General features: G+C 46.0%; 16 protein-coding genes and 1 pseudogene. 3 read left to right on the plus strand and 14 right to left on the minus strand.

Annotated features, from left to right (window positions below):
* Positions 1-423 precede the first annotated feature (423 nt).
* Positions 424-3,168: a beta strand repeat-containing protein gene (locus NZD89_RS20825; RefSeq protein ID WP_268004618.1), complete on the minus strand. Its 2,745-nt coding sequence runs from the start codon at positions 3,166-3,168 to the stop codon at positions 424-426.
* Positions 3,169-3,363: 195 nt separating this feature from the next.
* Between NZD89_RS20825 and NZD89_RS20830 the strand changes: the two genes are divergently transcribed.
* Complete coding sequence (locus NZD89_RS20830) at positions 3,364-4,707, plus strand: IS1380 family transposase (protein WP_268003751.1); 1,344 nt, start codon at positions 3,364-3,366, stop codon at positions 4,705-4,707.
* 757 nt (positions 4,708-5,464) lie between these two features.
* Here the strand turns inward: NZD89_RS20830 and NZD89_RS20835 are convergent.
* The 5 genes from NZD89_RS20835 to NZD89_RS20855 all read right to left on the minus strand — a co-directional run bounded on the left by NZD89_RS20835 (position 5,465) and on the right by NZD89_RS20855 (position 10,597).
* Positions 5,465-6,592 (minus strand): IS110 family RNA-guided transposase, encoded by a 1,128-nt coding sequence (locus tag NZD89_RS20835; RefSeq protein WP_268004619.1) that lies wholly within the window; start codon positions 6,590-6,592, stop codon positions 5,465-5,467.
* A 169-nt stretch (positions 6,593-6,761) separates the two neighbouring features.
* On the minus strand, positions 6,762-7,151 hold the full coding sequence (locus NZD89_RS20840) for an OsmC family protein (protein ID WP_268004620.1): 390 nt from the start codon (positions 7,149-7,151) through the stop codon (positions 6,762-6,764).
* Between the two features lie 520 nt (positions 7,152-7,671).
* Complete coding sequence (locus NZD89_RS20845; RefSeq protein WP_268004621.1) at positions 7,672-8,619, minus strand: 1-phosphofructokinase family hexose kinase; 948 nt, start codon at positions 8,617-8,619, stop codon at positions 7,672-7,674.
* A gap of 3 nt (positions 8,620-8,622) precedes the next feature.
* Positions 8,623-9,477, minus strand: a complete 855-nt coding sequence (fba, locus tag NZD89_RS20850) for a class II fructose-1,6-bisphosphate aldolase (RefSeq protein ID WP_268004622.1) — start codon at positions 9,475-9,477, stop codon at positions 8,623-8,625.
* 79 nt (positions 9,478-9,556) lie between these two features.
* Complete coding sequence (locus tag NZD89_RS20855) at positions 9,557-10,597, minus strand: SIS domain-containing protein (RefSeq protein ID WP_268004623.1); 1,041 nt, start codon at positions 10,595-10,597, stop codon at positions 9,557-9,559.
* Positions 10,598-10,979: 382 nt separating this feature from the next.
* Here NZD89_RS20855 and NZD89_RS20860 point away from each other — a divergent pair, with 382 nt between their 5' ends.
* On the plus strand, positions 10,980-11,756 hold the full coding sequence (locus NZD89_RS20860; RefSeq protein ID WP_268004624.1) for a DeoR/GlpR family DNA-binding transcription regulator: 777 nt from the start codon (positions 10,980-10,982) through the stop codon (positions 11,754-11,756).
* A gap of 106 nt (positions 11,757-11,862) precedes the next feature.
* Here NZD89_RS20860 and NZD89_RS20865 read toward each other — a convergent pair whose 3' ends face one another.
* Complete coding sequence (locus NZD89_RS20865; protein WP_268004625.1) at positions 11,863-12,798, minus strand: ROK family protein; 936 nt, start codon at positions 12,796-12,798, stop codon at positions 11,863-11,865.
* Between the two features lie 504 nt (positions 12,799-13,302).
* Here NZD89_RS20865 and NZD89_RS20870 point away from each other — a divergent pair.
* Complete coding sequence (locus tag NZD89_RS20870) at positions 13,303-14,061, plus strand: glucosamine-6-phosphate deaminase (protein WP_268004626.1); 759 nt, start codon at positions 13,303-13,305, stop codon at positions 14,059-14,061.
* Between the two features lie 89 nt (positions 14,062-14,150).
* Here NZD89_RS20870 and NZD89_RS20875 read toward each other — a convergent pair whose 3' ends face one another.
* From NZD89_RS20875 to NZD89_RS20905, 7 genes and pseudogenes are all read right to left on the minus strand, one after another.
* Positions 14,151-14,540, minus strand: a complete 390-nt coding sequence (locus NZD89_RS20875) for a PfkB family carbohydrate kinase (RefSeq protein ID WP_268004627.1) — start codon at positions 14,538-14,540, stop codon at positions 14,151-14,153.
* Positions 14,537-14,962: a PfkB family carbohydrate kinase gene (locus NZD89_RS20880; RefSeq protein ID WP_268004628.1), complete on the minus strand. Its 426-nt coding sequence runs from the start codon at positions 14,960-14,962 to the stop codon at positions 14,537-14,539. Before NZD89_RS20880 ends, NZD89_RS20875 begins: the two co-directional genes overlap by 4 nt.
* Before the next feature lie 360 nt (positions 14,963-15,322).
* A complete protein-coding gene (locus tag NZD89_RS20885; protein ID WP_268004629.1) occupies positions 15,323-16,711 on the minus strand; it encodes an APC family permease in 1,389 nt (462 codons plus the stop codon).
* A gap of 897 nt (positions 16,712-17,608) precedes the next feature.
* A pseudogene (locus NZD89_RS20890) lies at positions 17,609-18,307 on the minus strand (IS6 family transposase).
* Positions 18,308-18,417: 110 nt separating this feature from the next.
* Positions 18,418-19,254, minus strand: a complete 837-nt coding sequence (locus tag NZD89_RS20895) for a hypothetical protein (RefSeq protein ID WP_268004630.1) — start codon at positions 19,252-19,254, stop codon at positions 18,418-18,420.
* A 371-nt stretch (positions 19,255-19,625) separates the two neighbouring features.
* A complete protein-coding gene (locus NZD89_RS20900; RefSeq protein WP_268004631.1) occupies positions 19,626-20,717 on the minus strand; it encodes an IS110 family RNA-guided transposase in 1,092 nt (363 codons plus the stop codon).
* A 133-nt stretch (positions 20,718-20,850) separates the two neighbouring features.
* Complete coding sequence (locus NZD89_RS20905; protein WP_268004632.1) at positions 20,851-21,759, minus strand: ATP-dependent DNA ligase; 909 nt, start codon at positions 21,757-21,759, stop codon at positions 20,851-20,853.
* Positions 21,760-21,767 lie beyond the last annotated feature (8 nt).

Raw genomic sequence — 21,767 nt, forward strand, 5'->3', positions numbered from 1 at the left:
GTTCCGTAGTGGGGGAATTCCCTGCTTTCATATTTCGGAGAATGAGGGGCATAAATCGGAACGGTATCCTGAAGTGACTGATGCCACTCATGGCCACAATCAGTTTTAGGTTAAGGAGTACATAACGGGGTCATCTATATCCGAGAACACAGCTATTGTGATACTCCTTGGCGACATGAGACATCGCTGTGTCTTGGCAACTCGTCAACTATGGCATCCTCAATGCAATTCGTGTAGCTCAGGTCGAGGGTTTGCTTCCATCCTCTTCAGATTCCATCTCCCGATGGACACCCTCTTAGCTAACGGTAAACATAACGCCAACCCCCAATCGGGAGGTTCATCCTAAAGATTCCGACCATGCCTGGCGTACATAAACACAAAAAGAGAGCCCGAAGGCTCCCTTTTTGTGCGCTCCAATCCTTATTAGTATTGGAGTGTACCAATATCGTTGCTACCACCATCAGTGTTGTTAGCAACAAGTGCGCCTGTTCCCTTATTGTAAGAGAAGTAAGCGGTCAAACCAGTCAAAGGACTCGATGTACCCTTGACCGTTGAATCCGTGCTGTCCCAGTAACCAACGCCGCCAGCAGCAAATGTTACCGAAACGTGACCGTTTTGGTCAGCATAGAGCTGGACAGTTGGTACACCAGACTTGATGCCACTAGCCGAAATTGCACCCGAAGCATAGACGGAATCGTAGATGCCTGTCAACGTATGAGCATCAAACAACGGTACAGGGGTTGGTTCGGTACCGATGCTAGGAATGTTCGATGTCAATTGTTGACCATTTACGGCACTAATCCAGAGACCGTTTCCGTCGGCATCCACGAGACCCGAAGTCGTGAGCGGAATCGTCCCATAAGGAATTGGATTTCCGTTCTTGTCTTCAACCGTGAACGTAACGGTCTGGGTTTGACCAGGTGCAACAGATGTTGTCACAGGCGATGCATTACCTTGTTCGTAAGGCTGCCCAGCAACAAAGTTAGCCTGTACCGTAGCGGAGTATCCACCAGCAGTTATTGTAAATGTATCATTTTCAATTGCTGAAGCGTCAGCAACGAAATCAACACCTACGCCTGCACTTGGTGGCACAAAGGAAGCATTCGAGAAGATATCAGTTCCGTCAACCGTTACATCGCTAATGGAACCACTCGTGTACTTCACATTGACAATAGCGCTAGAAGGTTGGTTTGGCAGTCCACCAGTACCATTCAGTGCTACACCATCAACGGAATCAATTTCAGCATGGTTGGTTCCAGAAATGGTGTATTGCGTCCAACCATTCGCCGTGTACGGTGTGCTACCTGCGAAAGCCCCTGCATAAATCGTTCCGCCCGTACCGCTTTGAAGCGAAAGTCCCGTCACCTTGTTGTACTCGTCGTTAGCTGCTCCAGACTTCACGAGACCGCTCACCGTCGTATCAACATACACGTTGTTCAAGGAACTACTTGCATTAGACCACGTTACAGCATTGCTGTTAGCTGTATCTACAGTCCAAAGAGCTGGAATGTTTGCTACATATCCGTTCTGCACAGACCAGAACTGGATCGTAGGTGCCTTTGCTTCCGAATCTGTTACTACAACGGAGAAGTTACCATTGGCATCCGTGGTAACGACGTCACCAAACGAAGATGATGCCAATACACCCTCAAGAGACGTATTTGTTGTAGCTCCAACGTTAGGGAACGCCGTTGTGGTGCTACCATTTACGTACGAAACATCGTCATCGCCACCGTCGTCACCAGTAACGAGGATTTGTGCATTAGCAACTGGGTTGCCATTTGCGTCTTGCACCTGACCGGACAGCGTTACCTTAGTGTTCAAACCAACTGTAACGTCGTTACCTGCTGTATTCTTGATTTGCGTAGCTGTTCCAGCTTGTTGCCAGGTAAGGCTTGAGGTACCTGAAGTTTCAACAGCTCCACCAACTGTAGCCTGAGCGGACACGGTCGCAGTAGCATTTGCGTTAGCATTTACGTAAACGGTAGCTGTGCCGCTAGCATCCGTATTTACCGTGTAGTTACCAGCCCCTGCCAAGTAACTGCCGGTGGAAGTTGCAAAGTTCGAAGTGCCCGAACCAGGTGTCAATGTAAATTGAACCGGAATGTTACTTACTGATTGACCAGCGAACGCAGGAATGATTGTAACCGTAACTGGAACCAGTCCAGCCGTAGCGTTGGTTGGCGTTGAATAACCCTGCGTCAAGCTAACAGGTGAAATCAGCAAGCTTCCTGGTTGACCAAATTCTACATAAGCAGTTTTGGACGTTACCGTAACTCCGTTAGAACTATACGGAGCGCTAGCTTGTAGTGTATAGGATGCATTTCCAGAGTAACCGAGGGTTATATTAGCTACACCCGTGCTGTCAGTTGGTACAGAATAGGTGTAGTATGTTTTGCCGTTAGAATCAGTACCCGTACCCGTGTAAGCCAAAGTTTGAGAACCAGCTGTTACAGTCGGTTGCCCACCAGTTAGTACGGTTACAGTATAGGTAACGTTGATACCATTGATTGCATTACCATTTGCATCAGTCAACGTTGTGGAAGCCGTTACGGTATTCCCTGTGCTCTGAGCTACTGGAGAAGACGAGGTACCGGAGCCCATCAATTGACCGGAGAAGCTCAAGTTGCTCAACTGCGGAGCACCGTTCGTAACAGAACCCGTGATCTTCAAGCCGGATTGACCGGAGAAGGTACCGTTGACTCCGAGAGCCTGTAGGATTTCGTCAACGTAGAAAGCTGGCAGGTAGGTCGTTGCTGCAGCGGACTTGCTAGCAGCTGGATCCTTAGCAGCTTGCGTGTTGATCTTCTTAACAACCGTGCCGTTAACGGTGATGGTGGTGTTACCCGTGCCAACGCCGCCAGCAACTGGAGCAGCCGTTACGCCAGGAGCCGTGATAGCCCACGTGTGCGTCGTGCCATCCCAAGTAGCCGTGTAGCCGATCTTAGCCAAAGCTTGGTTGAAGTAGTAGACAGGGAAGAAAGCGGTGGTGTTACCAGAATCCTTGCCCGTCATTTCGTAAGGGTTAGAAAGAACAGAACCGTTAACTACGATAGGTAGTTGGCCGGCCTTGGTTAGACCTGATGTTGTTGTTGCAGCGAATGCCATCGGCGAAACTGAGCCGAGTACGACTGCTGCTGCAGCAATACCTGTAAGCGCACGTTTCAAGAGTATTTCTCCATACAAAATCAAACACTTAGATCAACACTCTTGGTTAATCATGAACAGGTAGTTATTCGTAACAAAATAATGAACCTGAATCCGTGACGTGGATTTTCAAGAGGACGACAAAAATCGCGTGAAATCAAGTAAAATGGCGCTATCAGATGGACGAATCTACCTCACCTACTTGGTGGTGCCTTCATGCGTTTTGTGATCGAAGAGTCAGATGAAATATTGACATCCCATTCTGGACTTGCTCTGGTTGGACTGCTCCTTGGCAAGACTCAACTATCCGCACGTCTCAATGCCCTCCCTGTCCCAGGGCGCGCGTATACGGAAATTTCGAATCAAGATGTTGCCTACGCCTACCTGGGCCTCTTGTGTCAGGGGAAGAGCGACTTTGACCACATTGAGCCGTTGCGTCAGGACGAGTTCTTCCCTGAAGCGCTGACCATTTCCAATGTACCGTCGAGTCCAACACTACGCCAACGCCTGGATCTCGTAGCACCCGAAGAAAAATGTGACTGGCAATCGGTTATCCTCGAAGAATCAGCTGACCTATTGAGCAAGGTGGGCGTGTACCTTGCACCCATTGTACTGGGGGATGGGCATCGTGAATATCTACCGCTTGACATTGATGTATCCCCATTTGACAACTCAGGAACCAAGAAGGAGGGCGTGTCTCGTACCTATAAAGGGTGCGACGGATACGCGCCGATTTTCGCTTACTTAGGACAGGAAGGATACGCCGTTCACGTAGAGTTCCGAACGGGAAGTACACATTGTCAAAAGGGGACCGCCGCGTTTCTGGCTCAGAGTATCCGCTATGCTCAACGAATTTCGGACAAGCGCCTACTCGTACGCTTAGATGCGGGAAATGACAGCGTAGAAAACTTAGTCGTATGCAGGGCCGACGAAACCTCGGCCGACTTTATCGTGAAGAAGAACCTACGTAAGGAGAACCCGAATGCGTGGTTGCTGACGGCTGAGCAACACGGTACCTACACAGAGCCCCGTGCAGGGAAGAAGGTGTACAGAGGGTCCATCCTGTCTCCAATGAAGGGATTAGAAAAACCGGTCCGGATGGTGTTTGAAGTGATTGAACGCACGATCCAGAGCGACGGTCAAGCATTACTCATCCCGAGCATTGAGGTAAACGTCTACGTCACGAGCTTGCCAGAGGCTCCAGAGGTGATCATCGACCTGTATCATGCACATGGAACGATGGAGCAATTTCATAGCGAGATCAAGACAGATTTAGATTTGGAACGGTTGCCCTCGGGGAAGTTTGCAACGAACGACCTTGTCTTGCATTTTGGTGTACTGGCATATAACCTGTTGCGCATCATCGGACAGGAGAGCCTGAGAGAGCAGGATGCACCGATTCGGAAGAAAGCAGAGAGGCGACGCATACGCACCGTGATCCAGAATCTCATCACGCTTGCGGCGAAAATGACGAGACACGCGAGGCAGACACGGCTACGATTCGGACGAGGTAACCGGTGGTTGCCCGTGTTTAGGCGACTATACGAAGCATTTGGATGAAGAAGGGAAAGAGCGTCCGATGTATCCACATGTGAATGCATCCCTGAAACGAAGGGGTTATTCACCTGTGGACAAATTCACAGACTCCTCTCTTCTGCAAAAATGAACCACTCTGTTGACTGCTCGCCGACGCTTGGAGTCATGTTCAAAACTACCTTGACCAGTCTCTACAGACGTCACGGATTCAGGATGAAGATACAAATCGGGCTTTATGCTTTAAGAATATAACGACGCAGGCGAACTAAAATTATATTTCTGACAGACCGTACGGTTGTTGATACAACGGCTCGCCACTCGTCGCCGTCCGTATTTAATTAGAAAGAAAGTGATAACTAGCCTTGGGTCGCCGCAACTTGCAGGTGGAGATGCCCAAAACGCAGTGCCCCTTGAAGTGAGATTTTATAGAGATATAGAATATTCATACGTAATTAAGAATTTTTATTTATGGTTCTATTATAGGCCATATTGTACGAATGCCCCCGATGATATGAACGACACCGTCAAGCCCCGTGTCGTGATGGGGTTGAAAGCCCGGACCGAAGGCAAGGTTCGTCGACGGTTGGCACACTGATATCCGTGGGTTGGTTACCACATTTCGTACCTCCGTCATGGGGCTGCCTCGGACTAGCTTCGTGCGTCAGGTTCTGGACCTTGCACAATCGGGGGACGAGGTTTCCCCGTACCGGATTCCTGTGCCTTCAGTCCCGACCTTCAACCCTAATTACAATTATTCTTTACTACAGTTCTTTTCCAAAACTTATACTGCAGTCGATGTCTCCATCTGTCGCTCTGCCTCACATGCGATGGCCCATATAAATCCCAACAATTCTCTTGCTACTGAAGTGACGGCTACATTGTGATGCTTACCTCTAGATACCATCTTCATATACTTTCGATGGAGCCTGTCCTGTGCTCGCCAAGCAATGTCCTGGATCTTGGGACTCTGACCTTCTTGCCGCTTACGAATCTTTCCTTTAATGGCGGGTTTATATCGGTAACACCAGGCAGCCTCACCAAGAACCCGTCTGAGATGTGCATTCCCAGACTTCGTGATTCTACCTTGCTTTCGAGATACACCACTCGAATACTCGGATGGTACCAGTCCGGCATATGCCATTAACTGCTTTGGATTCCGGAAACGACGAAACTCCCCAACCTCAGCGACCAAAGAGGTTGCGATGACCTCTGCAACACCCTTCAGTGTTTGCAAAGCCTGAATCACTGGAGCTCTCTCGCTTTCCGTTGCCTCCAAGTGTATAGCTGCCTCAAGACGTTTGAGACGTCCCTCAATCTCGTCTAAGTGATGCAAATACTCCTGGTACACCACTTGTTCTCGGCGATCCGCCCATTTGAGACCGTCCAACCACCGACGATGCATAGCTCCCCAAGCACTAAGTTTAGTTTCAGGACGCCGATTGTGTCTCAGTAGGAACTTGGATAGCCGATGCCTTGCCCGTGTACGGTCTTCCACCGCATCTTCCCGTGCCCGCACTAAATCCCGTAATGACTCGTTTTCCTCATTCGGGACAAAGACTGCAACCAATTCACCAGCACGGAACAACTGTGCCAATCTCAACGCATCTCGCTTGTCTGTCTTCACTCGGTCTCCTTGGCGAACTGGAATGAGGGATGGTGCGACAACGGTACACGGCATGTCCATTGCGCGCAGTAGTCGATACAGTCCATAGCCTGTCGGACCTGCTTCGTAACAAAACTCCAGTTCGACGCCATCTGAAGCCAATCTATGTACCAGGCTCCTTACAGCTTCCACCGTATGAGGGAACATTCCGATATATCTCGGTTCACCACGGCCCTCGTCTGCTACCGCAACTGCGATGCCTTCCTTAGACACATCCAAACCTACAAACTTTGTGATAGTCTTCATAGTATCGGCTCCCTTCGTATGTGGCTCTGCACTGGTCTCCTAACTTCAGTGTAAACCACGATGTGCGAAACGGAGCCGGTGTCGTTCATTATGACTAGCGCAAGTAGATTTCGTGATAGACTACAAACAAATTTGGCGGGTCTCACCGTATTTGTGAAACCCGCATATGTCAAACAATATTGGTTTCATCCATGAATTCCAACTGTTTGGACAACGTTCTTTTTACGGGACAGTTCGCAACCTTTTTCAACACCGTTCGTTTGATTTCTTCATCAAGCAAACCTTCGATTTCAATCTGATATTTGAAAACACTCTTCGCGGGGTCGCTTCTGTCCAACTTCACGTTAACAGTGACCGCCCCATACGACAGACTCATGGAATCGAGAACCATTCTGGTCGTGATATTCAAACACGAAGCATAACCCGCTTCAAGAAGTTCATGTGGTCTAAAATGCTTCCCGCTTCCTCCTTTATCTTCGGAAGTATCGGAATAGATTTCATCAATGCCATTTGTTACTCTGGTAACATACGTGTCACTGCCACTTCTTGAGATAACCATTGGATTTCCCCCATTCATTTGATCCGATGGTATCATTGTTATTGTTCAGTAACATTTTTACAAATACAAAATTCCTATCGCGTGCATACATCCAACCTATTCATGAAGAGAATGGTTCTGCTCTTCCTGCGCTTTTCTGCCCGTATGTTCAATATCCATTTTACAGATTTGGTGCATTTTTATACATTCTAAACGTAACAAATACCGCCTGGATCTTACGACCGAGCGGTATTTGTTGGTATGGAGCTTTATTTTCCGTGATCATCGGCCACCGAGTACGCGAAAAGCAACAACGCACCTCTTATGCAAGCATCTTGGCAAGCATACAGAGCGATTTATACTCGATTCAAGGACATTTCGAGCGCGCCAGTCATTTATTCATGATTAGGAAGACGCTCCCCACAGTGACCATACAAAATGGCTTGGCTGGTTGATCGAATTGATAAGGACGCCACATGACGGGTTTATTTACATTGCCAAGTATTGAACTGCGAATTGACAACTCATGGTTGTCAGTCTTTTAGCCCCACTGGTCAATTCTTATTTGAGAGAGTACCGTTTGAAATACGTCGAGATCCACGTATCCAGCTCGTTCATCAAGAGCATTTGCGGTTGCCGCAGCTATAGCCGTACGAAGACATTCCGCTGGTTCGGAGTTCTGTTCAATTGCATATGCCATACCTGCCAAGAAAGAGTCCCCACACCCGACCGTATTAACAGGCTGAATTGATGGCCCATACGCACGATACAAATTCCCATCCATGTACGCAATTGCACCTTTCGATCCTAGTGTAATACAGACTCGCGACAACGTTTTCCTTTCTGCCAGTCGTACTAGCTTAGTAGCCAATTCCATTTCATTGATACTGCCTGTAACAACTTCGAGGTCGATCAGTTGACTAATTTCCTCTTCGTTTGGCTTGATTAAGTCCGGTTCGCTTTCAATTCCTGCAATCAGAGCATCACCGCTTGTATCAAGGAAGACCTGTGCCCCAGCCGCTTTCACCGTAAGCGCCAAGTCACGATAAGTTTCCATTGGCACGCCCGGCGGGAGACTTCCAGAAAGAACAACAATTGACGATAGTGACGCTAGCTGGGTTAAATGTTCCATCATCTGCTGCATCTGCAGATCATTTATCTCCGGTCCCCGTTCTAACAGTTCGGTTGAACTTCCGTCTGAGTCGTCGATAATGTTTAAACAAACACGTGATTCTCCGTCGATAAAGAGAAATGGAGATGAAATTCCTCGGTCCTCTAAACCTACACGAATCGCAATACCATTGTTCCCAGCGAGAAATCCGGTTGCCTGAACATTACCGCCTAGACATTTCACCACTTTTGCTACATTGTTACCTTTTCCGCCAGGCTCATTCTGTTCCCGTTTTACACGATGTACGCCACCTTTTTCCCATCTATCGACCCAGTATGTCCGGTCAATTGCAGCGTTTAAGGTAACCGTAGTGATCATCGTTTAAGCCTTCCCGTTTGAACCACAGAGGCGGATTTTCTCGAGCGCCAATGCTCGGACGGCCTGCTTCGCTGGGACCATGTACTTACGTGGATCGTTTTCTTCCGGATGCTCTGCGAAAATTTTCTTAATAGCGTCGCTGAACGCGATACGAAGTTCTGTGGCAACATTCATTTTTGCCATACCAAGTGATACCGCTCGCTTTACTTGCGCGTTCGGAATACCTGACCCACCATGAAGTACTAACGGTGTATCTACCAAATTCGCAATCTGACCAATTCGGTCAAAGTCAATCTTCGGATCTCCCTTGTACATACCATGCGCGGTACCGATCGCCGGCGCAAGTGTCGGTACACCTGTCCGCTCAACAAAAACCCGACACTCTTCTGGATCCGCCATGAGTGCTTCGTGGTCTGCAACAACGATTTCATCTTCCACACCGCCGACCTTGCCCAACTCTGCTTCTACGTTTACTCCCACTGCCCCAGCAATTTCGACAACCCTTTTCGTACGAGCAACATTTTCCTCAAACGAATGCATAGAGGCATCGATCATTACAGATGTGTACCCTGCACGGATACATTGGATAATTGTTTCAAATTCAGTGCAGTGGTCTAAGTGTAACACGATGGGTATTCCTGCTCGATTGGATGCAACTGTGGCCGCTGCAACTATATAATCGGCTCCCAAGTGTTTCACTGTGCCTACGGTAGACTGCAAGATGAGTGGGGACTGCGCCTCTTCCGCTGCGTCAACAACAGCCTGCAGCATCTCAAGTGTGTGCACGTTAAATGCTGCGATACAATAACCTTCTTGGCGTGCTTTCTTTAACAACGACGTAGATGAAACCAATGGCATAGTTCGTCTCTTCCCTTCTTTATCGGTTCTCTTACGATTTCGGCTATTTTCTATAAAATTCTAAGCGTCGGTAAGGCGATCAAAGCTCAATCCAAGCTGAAAGCCCATCAGGATTGTCTGGATCTACACCGTTGGCAACAGCTTTGTAATAAGCCGTCAATTGAGCGATAAGAATGAATGGGATCCCTCTCGCAACATGGTGCAACCTCTCACCAAAAGTTACTTGAGTTACTGCCTGATGGACGTTTGATTGCTGTAGGTCACTAACACACAGAACAGTTGCACCCTTTTTAACAAGGTCGTTGACGAGGTCAACTTCGTACTTATTGTCTTGATCGGACATTATAACAATTACAAAGTTGTTTTCTCGGATCATGACGAATGGGCCGTGTCGAGAGTCCAATAAATGATAGTAATTAGAAGGTAATTGGCATATTTCTTTGTATGCCAGTGCACCTTCGCCAGCTATCCCAGCAACTTCGGCATCACCAAGCACTACAACACTATTCCAATCCTTACTCGAAAGGTTTTTACATACAGGTTCATATTTCTCCATGAACTGAGGACCATACTTAACTACTTTACGTAAGTCCAATTCAAGCGCTTCATTTCCGGCAAGTTTCGCAATTAACAACACACCGGCCATGTACAAACATGACACCGTTCTTGTTTGACAAACACTAGCATCAAATGCCCAAGGCATTTCAATTGTCACGTCACTAATGGACGATAGATCTGATTTTTCTGTGCAAACTAGTGACAAGACAGAAATATTTTTTCTTGCTCTCAATTCCGTTACCGCGATAACCATCTCACTTGTACTACCTGAGCGAGAAATCGTAACTACGAGGGAATTGGCAAGAAATCCTTCGTACCTGTCCATGTGTAACAGTAGATCTCCCGCTGGAATTGCGACCGCAGGTACACCGAGGTTCATTTGTGTTGTCGTCGCCAGTGACTCCGCTATGTTAAAACTCGAGCCACAGCCAAGAAAAACGATTTTTTTCGGATTTGAGTTTTTAATAAATGATTGGATAGTCGGAAAAGTTTGGTCCATATACTTAATCGACTGATCTAATGCGGTATATTGTTGCTTTAATTCCTGATAAGTAGAACTCATTAGGGTGCCTCACTTCCCACTTATTTAATCTTGAGTATTGCCTTTGTTGAAATCCGAGAATTCCTTGGCGTCATCCGCTTCATGTGGAAACCGACGTTATGCCTTGTAGAATTACCCTTTTAAAGAGTCCTCGGTCTTCCCATTGACACTCTCTGGGTACCTAAACCCGCAAAGATGCGACATCAGAGCGTAATAATCGAATGCAACGGGTTCTAACCTACCCTCGTTTCAATATTAGTTTTTAGCCATCTCGCTTATAATTTTATCACTAATTATCATTAAAATAAACATAATTTATCATTAGAACGCGCTACAATATTGTTGTATCCCTGTTTTAAAGCATGTATTTTAAAGTTAACTATTTATGGAGAGGGAATCTTTTATGGACAATAACGCACCGAATACCGCCGTTGATAGGCGAGACTTTATTGTTGAGTACCTAGAAGAACATGGGGAGACAAGGATTGACCAGCTTAGCGAGTTGTGTGAGGTGAGTGAAATCACTCTTCGCCGAGACCTCGAAATTCTCGAGTCACAGAACCGGATTCGACGGGTTCGCGGCGGCGCCGCGCCTGCACTCGCAAATCCTCTAGAAGAGATGTTTCATGAAAAGCTTAGTTTAAATACGCGTGAAAAGCGTGAAATCGCACGCACAGCGGCCGCGTTGGTGCAAGACAGTCAAGTCGTAATTTTGAGTGCAGGAACAACAACAACCTACATTGCGCGGGAACTCATAAAAAAACAGAATATTACTATCGTCACATCGGCGATCAACATAGCTGCCGAAGTTGCACCCTATAGCCACATCACGTTGGTCATGATAGGTGGAATTGTTCGATCTGGCTCGTACGCAGCTGTAGGTCATCTTGCAGACGATGCCTTAGATAACATAAATGCTGATATTGCCTTCGTTGGCGTGGACGGTGTTGACACCGAGAGTGGATTCACAACACCAAATTTTATGGAGGCACGCACTGACACTATGATGCTTAAATCAGCTACTACCGGGTACATTGTCGCTGACGACAGTAAATTTGGAAAAGTTAAAATAGCGCGTGTGGCGAGATTAGACGAACCGAGCGGACTTATTGTTAACCGAAGTGCATCCGATGACTTCATTAGTGAACTTGAGATGAGAAACTGTCGCGTCATACGCTAATTGAACACACATAATCTACACATCACCCGTGTAAGCAGCCTGTTACTTGCTCCCACAAAAAACGAGAGCCCGATTTTTACTAGTCGGCTCTCGTCAAACCACAAAATTACAATCCCGCACCTTGCAACCCCAATTCGATGGCACCGTAAAGGCTTGGATTCGCGCCAAAATATGCAATCGAAAGTTTTGGGGGAAACGGGACGAATTTTTTGATGTATTTGTCCAAAAAGGAAGATATCATGTCCCATGCGCCAATCATGCCGCCACCGAATACAACGACTTCTGGATCCCATTGGATTATCGCATTCGTGAGTTGAAATGAAAGTTCATGTAAAATTTCTTCTGCCAATGCACGGGCACGTTCATTCGAGGATGACATTCTAAACAATTCTTCGGCAGTAACTGCAGTATCAAAATAGTGTCCCATGCGTTTTGCAATGTTTCGCCCGCCGACAAACTCCTCCAATGGTGCTACATCATCAGCTGCACCGAGTGGTTCATGAGCAGTCCGTAAATTGTACGCAATCTCTCCCGATGCGCCATTATGCCCTTGTAAAACCGTACCGTTTAAAGTGTATGTCACAGCTATCCCTGTTCCTAAATTTACGTATAAGCCGAAATCCGCGTCTTTTAATGCCCCTCGCTTAACTTCACCAAATGCCGCTGCCTTAACATCGTTCTCAATCAAAATTGGAATTCCAGGGAATGCTTTTTGCATTGTTTCTTCGATGTGAAGATCTGCCCAACCAAGCACATTAGGTGCCATCAATACCTGATCGCGCCTAGTGATGCCCATCGTTGACAAGCCAATACCTGCAAGCGTTGTACCGTGTCCACCTGCGATAGTTTCCTCAATTATCTCAATCCCTGACCTGACAGCCGCATCAAGCACGTCTTGTCCATTTGCGAACTCACGGGTCTTGGCTTCCCTTCTCATGAGTACAGTTCCCGCCGGCGAAGCTGTAGCAACTACGAATTTCGTCCCCCCAAAATCAAACGCCAAAACAAACTTAGATTCAGTTCTTTCATACTGTAGATTCATTTCAATCCTTCTTTCAAAAAAAGTTACAGGCGCCACCTGCATTGGATAAGAGGCTCGCGTCTGTACGCTTTAACAATGTGTTCCCTCGTTGTTCTAGATGCGCTTCCTTCTTTATAAACTCAAGAAGCGCTTTCACCGAAATTTTATCACGTATTTATCATAAATCATAATATAGTTCATCATTCAATTATATAATAGATTAACGGGCATCAGATGTTATGATGAAGAAAAAGGTTGAGCAGTGTTATTCAGTTCATTTCATCATACTCTTTTTGGCCTATGAAAGATGATTCGAAACTAGGGTTACAAAGTATCAGATCCCCGAGGCAGTTGGGGATGCTAATTTTGAGTTGTTAGGTCGGAGCAAGTCACGTTCTGAAGCGCGCGAAGCGAATAATCAACAAATTATGAGCCCCACCACTTGTGCCGTGTTTGTATCAGCCGCTTCAAGAGGATTCAATCTTCGTTTTCTGTTGGAGTCTTTTGGAAGAGGGAGTGACCTTCATGAGAGTTCGAATATTGCCAACCGCGAATGATCTCGGGAGAACTGCTGCCCAGTTCTCTTCAAATGTTATTAACAAGGCAATTCAGCAACAAGGTGAGGCTCGTATTTTGTTATCGACAGGAGCATCCCAGTTTGAAACGTTAGAGCACCTCATTCATCAGAATATCCAATGGAGTAAGGTGACTATGTTTCACCTTGATGAATACGTAAACCTCCCAGACAACCACTCGGCAAGTTTCATTAAATATCTTCGAGAAAGATTTACTAATTTTGTGCCGCTCAAAGAGGTTCACTTTGTTGATGGGCGTGGGGATATTCGTTGCAGCATTCAGCAACTTACTGAGGAAATTCGCAGAGCACCTATCGATCTCGGACTTATTGGGATTGGTGAGAATACCCATCTCGCTTTCAACGATCCACCAGCTAACTTTAACACGACTGATGCCTATATCGTGGTTCAGCTTGATGAGGCTTGTAAGCGACAACAGGTACGGGAAGGTTGGTTTGAAACAGTTAACGATGTGCCAAATGAGGCCATTACTATGACAATACATCAAATTATGCAAACTAAAGTCATTGTTTCGAGTGTGCCTCATCGAGTGAAAGCAGAAGCAGTACGAAAAACGCTTGAAAATGATGTTACAAATATGATTCCATCCACTATGTTAAAACGTCATTCTAACGCAACAATCTTTCTGGATTCTAAGTCGGCTTCTTCTCTAAGTGAGTCGTTGTTGCGGAAATATACAATGGAGTAGGTTAAATGGATACATATCTTTCTTCTTATGATGTGGCACCGAAACCAGATCCTTTTTGTTCGGCGTTCTTATTTCAATACCGATAGCTTTCATTCAACAATCTCTACCAGTATGGACTCCATCAGCCTGTTGATATCTACACCTTTCGGTATTTCTGGCAGGAGGCTCATGGCGTTGGCTACTCCGCACGCACTGGCAAATCGTACGGCCGTCTCACAGTTACCTATTTCAGCATAGTTCGCTATAAAACCGCCAACAAACGTATCCCCCGAGGCAATCGGATTTAGTATGTCCACTTGTGGTACGCGAGCATAAAAAGCACTTTCACGGTTCACAAAGAGACAACCTTTTTCCCCCAATGTTACAACCGCGTTTGAAATGCCGCTATGAATAAGTGTCATTATTTTTTTGAACAACGTCGACTCATTTGTTACTTCTGGATAAACTTGTTTAAACTCATGGATATTCGGCTTTATCATCCATGGCTTAGTTTTATCGCTTCTTTCAGGAGTGTTCCAGTAGCGTCAACAATTGTATAAACTATTTTTTCTGAAAATTCTTGAATAATATCTCCATAGAAGTTAGAAGGTACTCCCTCTGGTACACTTCCGGATAGGACGACAAAGTCCCCATCTTCCACGTCAGATAGTAGTGTGTGAACCAGTTGTTCCTGTTCTTCTTGAGTCACAAAGGGTCCATTCTCATTTACTACTGTGAATCTCCGCTCTTCTTTTTCAATATAAATATTACAAACTCTAGTTTCAGCACCAATTTCAGTATGTTTATCTTGGATGCCTGTAGACAGACAAGCGGCTCGTATTGTTCTGCCAATTTCCCCGCCTAGAAATCCATAAGAAACAACCGGAATTCCTAAAAAACGTAACGTTCGTGCTACATCCAATCATTTGCCACCTGCAAACGATTTAGTTAAGTGAACTCGATTCACTTCACCTAGTTCTATAGTGTCAATTGTATGTGTTCTATCCAAGCTGGATTTGATCCCAGAACTCGAATCACTCAATTGCCCCCCATTTTAAGGATAGCCCTTGTTTCATTCAAGCACGAATTAATTTACCTCTTCGTATGGCGATCTCAGTGGTTATTAGATACACTCAGTAAGAATTAATACATCGCCTGAATTGCTACCTGCACTTGTACTCTCACAATGCACACAGCCCAGAGAGAATATTCTCTCCGGAATAAGTAAAACACAAAAAGACCTGCTTGCATGAGTAACGTGTCATGCAAGCAGGTAATAGCCTTACATCGCTTCAGAATTGTCGAGATATACTTCACGAATGACCGTTGGGCCAAATGGCCACTGCTTTTCGCGTTTAGCCCATATAAGAAACACAATTATACCAAGCACTGTCCAACCTATAGCTAATTCAATTGCTGGCCAACCGGAAGAATAGAACACGTATATCCAACCAACTAACGCTAGTAGACTCGGCAGTGGGTATAACCACTGACGGAACGGACGTTTCATCCCTGGTTGGCGTCTACGCAAGACTGTCAGTGCAACTACTTGACCGATGAATTGGACGACAATAGATACTGCCATCAATGCATTGATGATCGTGGACAAATTCAAAAAACAACAGATTGCTGTAACTAGTCCCATAACCAGTAAAGCAATGTGAGGGAAGTTATGTTTGGGGTGAAGCTTACCAAAGCTCTTGAAAAACAAACCGTCTCTCGACGCATTAAACGGCAGGCGCGAAGCACCTAGCAAGCCTGTATACACAGAAGCAAAAGCTGTCCAAAGAATGAGTAGGGTGATGAGTATCGCACCTGGTCTTCCCCAAACATCTTGCATAAATAAAGTTCCAATGCTCGTACTTTTCATGGCAACTTTCCAGGGTACCACACCGATCATACCGATATTCATAATTAAATCTATTGCTGCAACTGAAAGAATTGAGATAATTACAGACCTAGGAATCGTGCGTCCTGGGTTTTTCATCTCATCTCCCATATAACATGTCGTGTAGTAACCCATGTAATCATAAATCGAGATGAGCATACCTGCGCCAAGTCCCATAAAGAACTTTGAGGCTTTAAATGCACCAGCCGGGAACGAGAATGCTTGATGGGCATGAAAGTGCGTTAAGGCAGCGACAACTACAATCACAACCGTAAGAATCATGCCACCCCACAAAATCGAAGTGATTCTTCCGACGGAATTGATACGACGATATAACAGAGCCACCGTGATAATGGTTATGGCAACAGCTACCAATTTAGTATCTAAACCAGTCATCCCTGGCCAAAAATAGCCTAAATAATTGGCCATGCCAATCATCCCTGTGGACATAATGAGTGGGGTGGCAATTAAAGTGGACCAAACGAACAGGAAGGGCATTAACTTCCCGCTTCGGTACTGAAATGCTTCTCGCAGGTACACATAGGTTCCACCTTCGCCTGGCATAGCAGCACCAAGCTCACTCCACACCAAACCATCCATCATTGCCAGCAGGGCACCTGCAATCCAGCCGAAAATTGCTTGAGGACCGCCCATTGCCGTTAAAATGAGCGGAATAGTTATGAACGGACCAATACCCACCATTTGGGACATGTTAATCGTTGTGGCTTGAAACAAACTAATTGCGCGAACTAGCCCCTGGGGTTCCCTTTCAACCTGTGACAATTGTATTCCCTCCTTCTAAATCATTTAATCGTAAAGCGTTTTCACAACATACTATACTATTATTTATAAAAGAATTAAACCGTAATAATCATATTTCTAAATATAAATTATCACCAATTTGTTGCACAAATATAATAATCAGTTAATGTGATGAAGGACTTTCTCATGGCTATTGATGATTGTCATCTCGGGGATCACTATGCCGAAGTGTCCTTATCAGGGCGCATGGTCAACACTTAAGAAAGCTCTACAATATGCCTTAATACATCAAGTAACACGTCTAATTGCGCATAACTCTCTCAATGATCTAAGTTTTTCCAGTCATTTAGCGGTTTCCTTCTTGCTCTAAACCAGACATTTTGCATGGAATACCGTGATTTCATGGGCTTTTCAGCCGTCAGGGTACATTCAAATAAGGGCTGCGCCCCTTTTTGAAATTTTTATGGTCGCGCTATTGGATCTCCACATCTACCTTCGCGGCCTACCCTCTCATGTCTCACGGGGTCCATCTCTGGCCCTTGTCATTCTATCGTTCCGCCTGTCGAAGGGTGGAGGCCAGCTGTGCTGCCCGCCAGGGTCGTTGCCCTCAAGGAATGTTTGGTGCCGGCTGCTCCGCGCTTCGTTTGTCTGGTCGTGCTTCAGCAAACACTACTAAATCACATGTTCAAATCAGACCATCAAGCCGCATTCTGTAACCGTTGTGTTTGGACTGGCCCGAGCATTTGAATCGGGTCGTAAGGAATTTGTCGCTTCCATAGCACAAACATGATGCGAATCAACTTACAGCATAGAGCCACAATCGATTGCACTTTCTTGAGCGGGTTTTCTCGCCTATGCGGGTTCTGGTGCAAAAATCAAGAGAAGGTATAGATGGAGCCTCATATCGTTGATGTGGGGTTATGCAGCGAAGTGGAAAAGGTCACTAATAAAATCTGCGATGGAAAAGGCAGGTACGTGAGGTGCTTTGACCTGTTCTTTCCGTATCATGTGTATAGCCTCAATGCCCTTGAGTGTGTAGTCAGCAGTTTGAAACGATTTGAACCCCATCATCGGGTTCGTGATTTTCTTGATGAATCGATGATCTTGTTCAACAATGTTATTCAGGTATTTCGTCTGCCGGATTGAGGTTTCTTGCGGTATCTCCCTTTCGTCCTTTAATTGCTATAGTGCCGGAGGGTAAGCAGGGTTTTTATCTACGGTGATGACTCGCGGCGTTTGATTATGCGGCGAAGACAGTGCTTTTCTAAAGAATCGCTTTGCAGCTTTAACATCTCGACTTAAAGACAGCATGAAGTCAACAGTTTTCCCTTTAGAGTCCACTGCTCTATATAGATAAGTCCATTTTCCCTTCACTTTAATATGGGTTTCGTCAACTCTGTAGGAATCGGTGGTCGGCTTCAAATAACGTCGAATACGCTTGTCCAACTCTGGACCGAACTGATGGACCCATCGCAGGATTGTGGTATGAGAAACCTGAACTCCTCTTTCTTTTAGCAGTTCGACGATGTCCCGGTAACTTAAGCTGTATCGCAAATACCACCGAACCGCCATTAGGATAATATGAGTTTCGAAGTGCTTCCATTTGAACGCATTCATAGCATGTCAGCCTCATCCCTAAAATTTATCCGGACAATACTAGCATGCCTGGTGTTTTTGCACCAGAACCCTTTTGCTGAGGAAGAATCATTAAACGAATGGTTAACAGATCACTGAACCCTATTTAGGTTAAACATCTCTGTATTCCCGTCCCAAGTTACAGAGACCTTAGCATTTGGCGAATTGATGATGAATTGAGGTTCTGAGGAACTAAAGGAATTAGACCACCATTTCATATATCCAGATGGTCCATTCAAAGTGAACTTACCCGTATGTGATTGTACGGTGTATCTAAAGTCATTATGAATTGTAATTCCTACTCCATTAGGTTTTAAAATAACATCCCCTACTTTCCCTGTATTAAATGACTTGTTGCCTATCTGTTCGTAAGCATATCCCATGATCCAATGGGTACTTTGTCCCTTATAAAACCTGTAGTTTTCAACTTTAAGGTCGTCCTTTACTTTTGTGAAATTGATCTGTTCCGTTTGTTGTTTCCCACTACCATACTCCGTCCACTTGATTTTCATATTTAGTGAATCTAATCCGCTTGGAACAGAGATGTCATCGTACTCGCCAATTTGTGTTCCTGGATAGACAGTGCTGTTCCCCTCAGTACTAGTCTCCGATCCATTCATCTCCATAGTGATATTATTTTGAATTGGAGATTTACCAATATAATAGGACAAGATGTTATACCGTCCAGGTTCCAATAGTGAAGGAGTAGCTATTACGCGAAAATTAGATGTGACTACTTCAACTGGAGTACCAGGTTGGACACTTGATGGAATTAATATAGATGTACCTTGTGAGGCAGTAGTTGTTTGCTGAGGATTAGTAACTGTATTATTCATCGAGGATTGTTGGGTGGTGCATCCATACAAGAAAAACATAGCAGTAAAAATAGTAGCAACCATTGTAACTTGCCTAGAACTTCTGATTTCCATCTCCACCTTTCATCACGAAGAAATGGTACCACATTCATGTGTTCTGAACTTATGCTCTTATTGACGATAACTGCCCGTTGATATGAACGACACCTGTCAAGCCCCGTGTCGCGATGGGGTTAAAGGCTCGGCCCGAAGGCAAGGTTCGTCGACGGTTGGCAGACTGATATACGCGGGTTGGTTACCGCGTTTCGTACCTCCGTCAAAGGGCTGCCTCGGACTAGTCACGTGCGTCAGGTTATTACCTTGCACAAACGGGCAACGAGGGTTCCCTGTACCGGATTCCTCTGCCTTCAGGCCCAACCTTTAACCCATTTCTTGAATTGTTTTTTGTGTGCTATCTACTACATTGAGCCAAATAGTTACATAGCCTACGATGTCTCCATCGCATTCTCTACCTCACATGCAATTGCCCATATGAAACCAAGTAGTTCTCTCGATACCGATGTCACTGCCACATTGTGATGCTTTCCTCTTGATACCATCCTCGTGTATTTCCGGTGTAGCCTGTCCTGTGGACTCTGTCCCTCTTGCCGTTTCTTGATCGCTCTCTTGACCGCTGGCTTATATCTATAGCACCAGGCCGCCTCACCGAGCACTCGTCGTAAGTGGGAATTTCCCGTCTTTGTGATTCCACCTTGCCACCTGGATGAGCCACTCGAGTACTCTCTGGGTACCAAGCCTGCATATGCCATTAACTGCTTTGGTTTACGGAACCTCTTAAACTCTCCAATTTCAGCAACCAACGAAGTGGCTACAACTTCTTCCACACCACGTAGCGTTTGCAGTGCCTGAATCAACGGAGCACGCTCACTTTCTGTTGCCTCCAAATGAATAGCAGCCTCTAAACGACTGACTCGCCCGTCGATTTCCTGTAAGTGATGCCGATACTCCTGGAACACGACTTGCTCTCGACGGTCCGTCCAACTCAGTCCATCTAACCAACGCTCATACATCTTTCCCCAAGCTCGAAGCTTGGTTTGTGGACGCCTGTCATGTCTTAGAAGAAACTTTGACAGTTGGTGTCTTGCCCTGAGTCTATCTTCAATGGCATCCTCTCGAGCTCGTACCAAGTCCCGTAATGATTCGTTCTCTTCACTCGGTACAAACACCGAAGTTAACTCCCCAGCTCGGAACAACTGTGCCAGTCGTAATGCGTCACGTTTGTCCGTTTTCACCCTATCCCCCTGTCTGATGGGGATAAGAGAAGGTGCAATAACTGTACAAGACAACTCCATTGCGTGTAACAACCGATAAAGTCCGTACCCAGTTGGACCGGCCTCATAGCAGAATTCCAGCTGAACATCTTCGTCTCCCAATTGACGAACCAGGTTACGGATCGCCTCTACCGTGTGTGGAATCATCCCAACAAACCGAGAATCTTTTCTTCCTTCGTCAGCGACTGCAACTGCGATTTTCTCCTTAGACACATCCAAACCAACAAACTTTGTGGTAGTCTTCATAGTATCGGCTCCTTCGTATGTGGCTCTGCACTGGTTTCTCAAGATTCAGTGTAATCCAAGACCTACGAAATGGGGCCGGTGTCGTTCATTATGACTAGCTGAATAAAGACCATGCTTTGCCTTACGTTATACATCAGCTAATCCATCTACATTCCTCTGGGATTTTATCAAATAGGAATCCCTTGAAGGAAACTATCCTTAGCTGGTGGCGTTCTGTTCGCTCTAGATACTGCACCCGGCAACATAGGCGTGGATCAATCCATTGGACGCCCTTCGCCTCTTGGGTATGCAACTGTTTTGCCACGCCGAGGAATGCTCGCTTTTCTTCGGGATTAAAGCCGAACTCCACGACGGCAACGGGCTTGTTTTGAACCGTTGGGAATTGGAGCCCAACAATGAGGCCGAATTGCAGTTCTCTACGGTACCCGAGGATCACCGTGTCGATCTGCTTCCAGTTCTTTATCTTCAACCATTGATTTGAACGGGTATCTAGGGAGTATTTCGAGTCCAGGCGTTTGGCAACAATGCCCTCCCAATCTCTCTGCTCGGTTTGGGCCTTTAGACTAATCCCTTGGCCTTCTATACTTAATGTAGGAACAAGAACATCGGATGGCTCGATAATCTCAGCCAGCCGCTCTTTTCGTTCATATAGGGGCTTCCCCGTTAAGTCCGCGCCATCGTACAGAACGTCGAACGCGACGAATGTAGCCGGGTGCGTTTCGGCTGCGTGTGAAATTCGTGATTTCTGCGATAAACGCCCTCGATGTTGGAAGTCATCAAACACAGACCGTCCGTCACGAATGCAGACACCTTCACAGTCCAAAATTGCCGTTTCAGTGTGAATGGATTCCCGAACAGACTCCAATTCAGGGAACTTCGCAGTCACATTCTGACCGTTTCTCGTATATGCCTCAATACGCCCGCCCTGCTTATGGATCAGGATTCGCCAGCCGTCCCATTTTGGCTCGAAGATGTAATTTTTATCATCAAATGCTTCTGGCTTCATTGTAAGAAGCATGGGCTTTATTGGAGAAAAAAGCATATGCGGTC

The sequence above is a fragment of the Alicyclobacillus fastidiosus genome (assembly GCF_026651875.1).
In the GTDB taxonomy this organism is placed as follows: Bacteria; Bacillota; Bacilli; order Alicyclobacillales; family Alicyclobacillaceae; genus Alicyclobacillus; species Alicyclobacillus fastidiosus.